The 242-nt window shown below is 62.4% G+C and carries 1 protein-coding gene; it reads left to right on the top strand.

What is annotated here, in order from left to right:
- Positions 1 to 238 (top strand): NAD(P)(+) transhydrogenase (Re/Si-specific) subunit beta (locus ACTFO6_RS19585; RefSeq protein ID WP_439935970.1); only part of this gene is annotated, 238 nt, incomplete at its 5' end.
- Positions 239 to 242 lie beyond the last annotated feature (4 nt).

Genomic DNA, 242 nt, shown 5'->3' with positions numbered 1-242 from the left:
GGTGCTGGTGCTGGGTTCGAACGACGTGGTGAACCCGGCCGCGTGCAAGCCGGGGAGCCCCATCGACGGCATGCTGATCCTGGAAGTGGACAAGGCAAGGACGGTGATCGTGGGCAAGCGCTCCATGGCGGCGGGCTACGCTGGATTGGACAACGAGCTCGTTTACATGGACAAGACCATGATGGTCTTCGGAGACGCCAAGAAGGTGGGCGAGGACATGGGGAAGGAGAGCGATTGAGGGG

Source organism: Pelomicrobium sp. G1 (genome assembly GCF_051905455.1).
In the GTDB taxonomy this organism is placed as follows: domain Bacteria; phylum Pseudomonadota; class Gammaproteobacteria; order Burkholderiales; family UBA6910; genus Pelomicrobium.
Note: the sequence above shows the minus strand (reverse complement) of the source record. Positions and strands in the feature narration are given on the sequence as shown.